Genomic DNA, 255 nt, shown 5'->3' with positions numbered 1-255 from the left:
AGTCCATCCATGACTTCGGGCCGGACCAGATCGCTCGACAGGTACCCGAACTGAACAAACTGTTGGAGCTGCGCGAGGCGCTGGTCGCCCTGAAGGGCCCGCTGGGCAACGTGCCGACATTCCGCAAGCAACTGCAACACCTGTTGAGCAATGAGCAAACCCGCAAGCAGCTCGCCAAAGAACTGGACCTGGTGCTTGAGGCGCCAAAAGAAGACTGAGACAACGGAGCGAACCCATGCCAAAGCAAAACAGCAC

The 255-nt window shown here is 58.4% G+C and carries 1 protein-coding gene; it reads left to right on the top strand.

The features are described from left to right. Positions 1-218, top strand: a 218-nt coding sequence (locus SB765_RS31610; protein WP_410932752.1) for a type VI secretion system contractile sheath small subunit, incomplete at its 5' end; no start/stop codon positions are given. Positions 219-255: the final 37 nt, after the last annotated feature.

Source organism: Pseudomonas sp. SIMBA_067, from assembly GCF_046534675.1.
GTDB classification, from domain to species: domain Bacteria; phylum Pseudomonadota; class Gammaproteobacteria; order Pseudomonadales; family Pseudomonadaceae; genus Aquipseudomonas; species Aquipseudomonas putida.
This window is presented reverse-complemented; position numbering and strand designations above follow the sequence as displayed.